The 8,017-nt window shown below is 51.0% G+C and carries 5 protein-coding genes; all 5 read left to right on the forward strand.

Annotated features, from left to right (window positions below; translation table 11 throughout):
* Positions 1-33: 33 nt before the first annotated feature.
* From B2589_RS07160 to B2589_RS07180, 5 genes are read left to right on the forward strand one after another with little or no spacing between them, the layout of a single operon-like run.
* Complete coding sequence (locus B2589_RS07160; RefSeq protein ID WP_091704497.1) at positions 34-855, forward strand: TnsA endonuclease N-terminal domain-containing protein; 822 nt, start codon at positions 34-36, stop codon at positions 853-855.
* A complete protein-coding gene (locus tag B2589_RS07165) occupies positions 839-2,914 on the forward strand; it encodes an integrase catalytic domain-containing protein (RefSeq protein WP_286811843.1) in 2,076 nt (691 codons plus the stop codon). Before B2589_RS07160 ends, B2589_RS07165 begins: the two co-directional genes overlap by 17 nt.
* Positions 2,911-4,572, forward strand: coding sequence for an AAA family ATPase (locus tag B2589_RS07170; protein ID WP_286816073.1), 1,662 nt, complete (start codon positions 2,911-2,913; stop codon positions 4,570-4,572). The genes B2589_RS07165 and B2589_RS07170 overlap by 4 nt, the downstream gene beginning before the upstream one ends.
* A 5-nt stretch (positions 4,573-4,577) precedes the next feature.
* On the forward strand, positions 4,578-6,143 hold the full coding sequence (locus tag B2589_RS07175) for a TnsD family Tn7-like transposition protein (protein WP_286811842.1): 1,566 nt from the start codon (positions 4,578-4,580) through the stop codon (positions 6,141-6,143).
* The gene (locus B2589_RS07180; protein WP_286811841.1) at positions 6,079-7,728 is read left to right on the forward strand and encodes a Tn7-like element transposition protein TnsE; all 1,650 of its coding nucleotides are present in this window, start codon (positions 6,079-6,081) and stop codon (positions 7,726-7,728) included. The genes B2589_RS07175 and B2589_RS07180 overlap by 65 nt, the downstream gene beginning before the upstream one ends.
* Positions 7,729-8,017 lie beyond the last annotated feature (289 nt).

The raw sequence follows: 8,017 nt of genomic DNA on the forward strand, positions 1-8,017 counted from the left end.
AAGTTAGGCTATTCTCCTCGGGAGTGATAGGGAATGGCCAACTACAAACTCGACAAGAAAACCCAGAAGTGGATCAAAGAAGAACGTGGTAAAGGCAGCGGTAAGGATTACCATCCATGGCTGACCGTCAGAGATCTATCTTCCAGGGGGCGCTCGCATCGAGTGATGGGCCACCTGACAGGACGAACTCATCATTTCTTCTCAGATACAGAGTTAGCCGCGTTCCTGCTACTTGAATGGAACCCGGATGTCACCGACATCCGTGAACAATTTCCTCTCCGAATAGAAGACACCCTCTCAGTGGCTGAGCAAGCCAATATTCGCCACCCCGAAGCAGGCGGATACCATCAGATCATGTCCAGCGATTTTGTGGTTGACCTTTCCACGCCTTCCGGGCCAAAGAGATTCGCCGTTCAGGTGAAAACCTCGCCCGACCTCATGGATTCGCGCACAGTCGAAAAACTGGAAATTGAGCGCCGGTATTGGAAACGTAAAGGCATCCCCTGGTATCTGATAACCGAGAAGCAGATGCCTCCTATCGTAATGGCAAATCTGGATCTGCTTTACTCGGCCCGGGTCCAAAGTGAGAGCCTGGAGATCCTATTCCAGAGTTTGCCAATCTATGTCGAGGTGTTGGCAAACAATCCTAATGCCAGGCTATCCGATGTCGGCATGATGGTTGACCATTCCTATTCACTGGAGCCAGGCACATCGCTCGCAAGATTACGGGCGCTGGCAGCTTTAAGGGCATTGACGTTTGATATATCCATTCCCTGGATCAAGCTGGTATCACAAGACTTACAGGTGGTTGAGGACATCGCGCTGCTGAGGGCAAGTTATGCTGCGAATCAATGACGTCTTCCAGCTGGAGCAGGAACGGCATCGCATATTGGCACTGGCGGACCAACATGTGCTCTGGATAAATATTGACTCAGATAAAGCATGGCCGGAGTTGGTAAGAACCGCTGAGATCGAACAATGGATACTTGATGAATCACTGCGCCGGGTAGAAGATCCCTATCAGGAGCTTGCCGCACTGATCGTCGAACAAGGCAGTAAAGCCCAGGTGATTCGGGATCAGCGATATGAATTAATAGCTCATCTGCTTGCTGATGAAGAAATTTATTACCGTAGTGGCAGGGGCCGGTTAGTTCAGTCGCGTAGCGATGAAACTGGCACACCCAGGAAATCGCTTTATAAAAACCTTCGGCAGTACTGGCAGCGCGGTGCAATGCCCAACGCTCTGTTGCCGGATTACCGAAAATCCGGGGGAAAAGGGCAGAAAAAAGTTTCCAAGAAGAAACTGGGTCGACCCCGGAAAACCTCACCGGGTACCGGGATTACCGTTGATGCCTCCATCGAAAAGATGTTCCGTCTGGTACTTGATCGCTACTATGTGAACGACAAAGGCCATTCCCTGCCATACGCCCATAGACGATTCATCGACATGTTCGAGGCCGCCAACCCGAATGTGCAGCCCGAAGATTATCCAACAATTGCTCAAATAAGATATTTCTATCACCGAGAGTATGAGAATGCGGACCGCATTCGCCTTAGAGTAAACAGAATCTCCTACCAAAAAGATATTCGGCCCTTAATAGGGACTGCCACAGCAGGAGTGGTGGGGCCAGGCTCAAGGTATGAAGTTGATGCGACGATTGCCGATGTTTACCTGTTATCGGCCGACCGGCAACGAGTCATCGGTCGTCCTACTCTGTATGTGGTGGTTGATGTTTTTAGCCGCATGGTGACCGGCTTCTACATCGGTTTGGAAAACCCATCCTATGTGACAGCAATGAATGCACTGTCTACGTCGATGTTAGACAAGTCTGAACTCTGTGCCCGTTATGGCGCGGAGATTACTTCAGAGCAGTGGCCAACCGTTGGCGTGCCAGATGCGATTCTCGCGGACCGTGGGGAATTACTGGGGCACCAGATTGAATCCCTGGAAAAAGCATTTGGCGTGCGCATTGAGACCACCCCGCCATACCGGGGAGATGCAAAAGGCATTGTCGAGCGTTATTTCCGAACCCTCCAAGCAGAATTCAAGCCGTTTACGCCCGGTGTGGTAACAGGCACAAAAGTTAGAAAGCAGGGCGGAAAGGACTACAGGCTGGATGCAACGCTAACTCTGGACGATTTCACCCAAATCATGGTCGCCTCGATTCTTCACCGAAATCAATATGCCGTGTTGTCGAAGTACGACCGTGATCCGGATATGCCAAACGATATGGCGTTAACCCCGCTCAATATCTGGAATTGGGGCATAAAGAATCGAACTGGTCGGTTGAAGAACGTATCGGAACAAGCCCTGCGGATTGCTTTGTTGCCGCGTCAAAAAGTCTATCTTTCTGATCTGGGGGTTAGTTGTTTTGGCGCTTACTACACGTCGAAGGAGTTGTTAGCCTCCGGATGGCTCCACCGTAACGGAGAACGCAGAGTCACAGACCTTCAGGCAGCCTACGATCCTGCAGTGGCTGATCATATTTATCTGTTCCCGGAAAAAGACAGTTCGGAATACTGGGTGTGTTCTCTGACCGATCGCTCACGCCAGTTTCGCGGCAAGTCCATGTGGGAGTTATGGACCAGCCAGGAAGAACAGCGAAAAGCCACGAGCGCCGCAAAAGTGGCCGAGACAATCAGTAAACGGGACCTGGAAAATCTGGTCAGCAACACCATCAAAAACGCCGAGCGTTCCCGTCCCACCATCAATAAACAGCAATCCAAAGCCGAAACGGTCAGGGGCATACGAGATAATCGCAAGCAAGAGCGAGATGCTCAAAGGGCCGAACAGACAAAAGCCCGGCAGCCCGACAATAGGAAACCGAAATCTGATGTAACCTACCTACATGGCAAACCCGACGATGGCGCCTATCCGGATTTACTGGATGAGCTGTTTGGAGACGACGAATGACCTTACCTTCCGGCATGGTAACTGCTGTTTACCAGGACACGGGAATACCGTCATACCATGGAAATCCACTGATTGAGGCTTTACCGCCAATTCCAGACCGTAAACAGCTCATAGCCGGGCTCAGTGAGACCACGGAGCTCCGACCGTCCGAAATATATCTGGACGGTCAGAGACGGGTTCATATCATCTCCCAGCTACTGGACGGCTTCTTTCAGCCGCTGGCACGCCATATTGAGCTGGAAGCAAAAATCTCGATCATGCTGCGCCAGGGGTACGTGGGTCGAAACATTGCTACTGGCGACCTCTCGGCCCACTTACAGAACGGCTATGAGCGCATCAAGAGTGGAGACTTGAAGGCATTCCGGTTTGACCATGTTGAGTCGACTGCGAAAAGCTTGGCGTTTATCGGGTGCTCGGGCTCCGGGAAAACCAGCTCTCTGAACCGTATTCTGGCAACGTATCCGCAGATGATTCACCACCCGGAACACAATTTCACACAGATTGTCTTCCTGAAAATCGACTGCCCCCACGATGGTGCTCTCAAGAGCCTATGCCATAACTTTTTCCGGGAAATCGATTCCATTCTAGGAACAGATTATGTCCGGCGCTACGGAGAAAAACGCCACGGCGTAGAAACAATGATTGCGTTGATGTCGCAGCTGGCAAACACCTATGCGATTGGCTTACTGGTCATTGATGAAATTCAGCACTTGAATGTTCGCGCCTCAGGCGGAGCGGAGAAAATGCTGAACTTCTTCGTAACGTTGGTAAACGAGATCTCCGTGCCGGTGGTAATGGTCGGAACACCAAAGGCTCGACCTGTCTTTGAAACCGACCTGAGGTCTGCTCGGCGCGGGGCGGGGTTTGGCTCCATATTATGGGAACCCCTGCGCCAGCCCACAGCTGAAGAAAATGTAGATCGAACCGAATGGGGCGCATTCACAAAAAAGCTCTGGAAGTACCAGTGGCTGACCAAAGCCAGTGACACTATGCCGGATGATTTAAGGGATCTTTGGTTCGACTTGTCTCAGGGCATCATGGATGTCGTCATCAAGTTGTTCGTGTTGTCCCAGATACGGGCGGTTGTAACAGGCACGGAACGAATCACGCCCAATATCATGAAAAAGGTTTATCACGACGAACTGAAGCCGATACACCCGATGATGGAAGCTCTGCGTTCCGGAGACCCGAGCAAGATAGCCCAATACTCAGACCTCACGATCCCTGATGTGGATAAGAAGATTTTGGAGCTCAGTACCCTCCTGGATTCAAGCAAAGACCAGATCCGGAAATCCGTTCAGTACAACGGCAACGATCAGGCAATTCGGCTGCACAACCTGCTGGTTGATTTGGGCCATGAATCAGACCTGTTGGAACCGTTAATTCAACGAGCGTTCGAGGAGTACCCTGACCTACAGCTGAAAGACCTGATGCCCATCATTCTTAACTGGTACCCGTCTTTCGAGCAGGCGCCACCGGTTACGGAAAAGCAAAAAATCAAATCGATCAAAGTGAAAGAATGGCACACCCTTGAGTCAGACGATTTGCGCTTTATGCACTCCCAGGCGGCGAACGAGGACGAAATGCTGGATGCCGCGCGTCAATCGGGTCTGGTTTTTAACAGCGACGAGTGGCTCGGTTTTGGTAACCAGGCTTAGCTGCCATGCTGAACTTCCCGGTTCCGTACCCTGAGGAGCTGATATATAGCACAGTGGCCAGGGCAGGTATTCGGAAAGGAATTGCCAGCCCCAAGGAATTACTGACCGAAATTTATGGCAACCGCAATGTTATTGCAACGCTGGATTTGCCCAATCAATTGTCGAGGATTTCTCGGTGGCTGCCCCCTGATTATAGCGTTGAAGTGATTGCCTACTGCCACACGCTATTCCCCTTGTATGCCCCGTTTATCCCGGAAGAACGCCGAAAACGGTGCCTGGCATGGATGGCTGGAAAATCTCGAGGTGCGGCCCACCTGGCGATGGGTGTCGCTGCATCGCTTGTAAAAGTGCCTGGCCGTGTTCGATATTGTCCCGGGTGCCTCAAAGAGCAACAACGTACCTATGGAGAGTATTTCTGGAAGCGGGAGTGGCAGATAGCCGGAGTGGACTGTTGTGAGAAGCACGGCGAACTCTTACATACGGCCATTACCCGCCCCTTAGTCGATCAGCACCGCTACCATGACGCTTCGCCAGCCACTTGTCCGATATTCCCTCAAAAACCTGCTCGTAACGAATCAAAGATGGTTCTGACTCAGGTTAGGGAGCTATTGGAACAGCGACCGGCCATTTCACCGAGTTATGACCAGTGGTCTTCTCACTACCACCGATTGGCTCAACAGTCTGGTTTTATTCGCGGCCAGGCTCACATTGACCATGCCGCCATTGCCAAGTCTGTTTCAGATCACTGGCCTGCGAGGTTTTTGCGCCGATATGGTTTGGGAATAGATCGGAATTCGGATTACTGCTGGCTACGAGCGATTTTCCGGAAGCACCGGAAATCCTTTAGCTATCTGCAGCACATCGTTGTTCACCAAGCGTTGATCCCTGAGTGCTGGTCTATTACCGATGTTATTGAGGGTGTCAGAGAATTGCCCTTGCCCGTACCTCCAGAATCATTAGAGTCAACCGGAAAGGCACACATTGGGTCTAAAGATGGTTTGACGCCAGATCAGAACGACTGGATTAAAATGCTGGCAGACCGGTCACCGAAAAAGGCCCGTGTGGCGGCCCCGGCACTTTACGCCCGGTTGTATCGGTACGATCGATTGTGGCTGAAGCAGGTCAATCAAGCTCAACCACGAACACAGGTTCTTAAAAGAAAACCGAGAATTGATTGGCGGCAGCGGGACCGGCATTATTTAACCAAACTGCGGGAAATTCTCAGGTTTTTGCGTGCGGCCCCACGCGGCCCCCGGCATTCACAAACGTATTTGCTGAAACAACTGGGTAAGCTCTCCACGCTGGAAAAGACACTCGATCGGTTGCCGCGAACCCGGCGACTGCTGGCACGTTATACCGAAAGCGTTCCCGAATACCAGGTACGGCGGCTGAGAAACGCTTGGTGGGAATTAAAGCAGGAGTTTCAGTACCCACCACGTTGGCGTTTGATCCGTATCGCCGGGCTAAGTGAAACACGGCTTACCGACCAAGCACGGGATTACTTGCATGGCCTCGAAGAGAACGAAGAAGACACCAACGATCAAGGGAATCAAGGACAACAGCCAGGTTAAAGAAATTGGCTCAATGGTTCGTGATCTGCGAACTCCAAACTGGTACATCGAGGTGAAGCTGGATCCGGCCCAAGAAAAGGAAAAGTTTGGCATATCCCAGCTGGGCCTGATACCGAGGCGGCGTGCGTTAAATGTGACAAAGGCCGGAGGCTCCAAAGTTGCCGGTTATGAAAAGGACTTAAAGATAAACAGTACCAGCACCTGGTCGTCTTGCCGGATAGCCGACTGTCCAATAGTAAACATTCGCAGGCAGGGAGACCGGCAGCAATGGTGTTTTAGCTTTGAAGCCGGCGATACACAGTTTTTCCTGCCACAAATAGAAATGGCCCGGGCCCTTTTTTTCCATTCTGCCTACCTGACTCGCCTAGCAATGAACCCGAATGGATTAGACGAGGAATTCGACGTTCAGATGGGTGAGAACCCGAATAGGGCAGAGATCCATATCTTGCCAAGTAGCTCACTGCCTAGGGTAGTGCGAGGTAACCCCAGCCAACGCAGAATGCTGGCGTGGCTTCTGTTGGATAAAAAGGTTCGGAACTCGTTTCAAAGCATCGCCCAATACCAACTGACAGAGGGCGAAGTTAGAAATGGTCGCCGGTACTGGCCGTTCCGTTTCGATCCCCCGCCTTTAGAAAACGTGAAAATGAAGGTGCGAGGTCAATACGCCAAAGAGTCTGAGCTTTTTTTCGTGTATGAAATACACAGTCTTACAAACCTGAGCAGCCAGATCCCGAAAGAGATAGAGTTCTTCGATCCGAAATTCAAGGAGCAAAAAGCAGGGAAAAAAGGCAGTACCACAGAAAGAGGGGGAACGGATGGCCCACCGGAGATTAATGATGACGAGCTGCCAACTACCGGTGCAGATGAGTACGTGCTGGAGGTCCCGGAAGTAGAATTGGAGTTCTCCGAGCCTGCTTACACTACCCGCAAGCCTTCGGATGGCAGACGTAAGTCTGCTGCCAGAAAGGGAAAATCAGAGGGAGGCGTTGTTGATCTGGCTGACGGCACAACGGATGTCAGTACTGATGAGCCAACCGTTCGAGGAGAGCTGCCAGCGGGTGTTTCTGATGGCATTGATGACCAGAGTGAGGATTCACATCTATTCACCCACAAATTTGAAGCATTTATTGCCATGAGCGACCTGTTGGAAATCAAAGGTTGCCGAATCGTGGCTGAAGAAATGATTCCGCTACCGGCGCTGAAAGGTCACTCGAAATATCGACTGCCAGATGGCAACCCAAGATACTTGCTTTACCGTGTGTTCAGATATCAAAACCAGAATTATGCATTGGTGGAGGTTGATACCGTAGGCTCTGAAGCAAGACTCTCGACACTGCTTCTGAAGCAACCATCTGAAAAATACGATTGGCACTCAAAGCTTTCGGCTATGGGCTGGTCGTTGGTGAAGACTTCCTTACGTTGGCCCACCAATAAGAGGCTTGAAAAGGACTTTCCTGCCGGGTTTCGTCGAGTTCCTCATCAACAAAACATCCAATCAAGACTGGGCCGAAAAGACACCGCTACATTGAGCCATTGGATGGGCCGGCTCTATTCTGTACTTGCTGATTTACATACATCCATTTGATCCAGTATGATTGGCGGAGCAAATCGCGGGCGCTCAATGATTACATGGCAGAGATGGCCATGCTTGGCTAAGCTATCGTTTCATTGATTTATGTGTGGCGTGATTGATGGTTTACCGGCAGTAATGATGACCCAGTCAAATTTCTTCAATGATAAAGCGCGCTGCCTAATTGCTGTTATAAATCAGGGAGTAGCGATCAATGGAATGGCGCAAGGATGATTACCTAATAACTGACGATACATCCAAGGTGCAACTGGATGTCGTTCACTGAGGTGGACCCCATCAGTTG

This window comes from Marinobacter sp. UBA3607 (assembly GCF_002375525.1).
In the GTDB taxonomy this organism is placed as follows: Bacteria; Pseudomonadota; Gammaproteobacteria; order Pseudomonadales; family Oleiphilaceae; genus Marinobacter; species Marinobacter vinifirmus.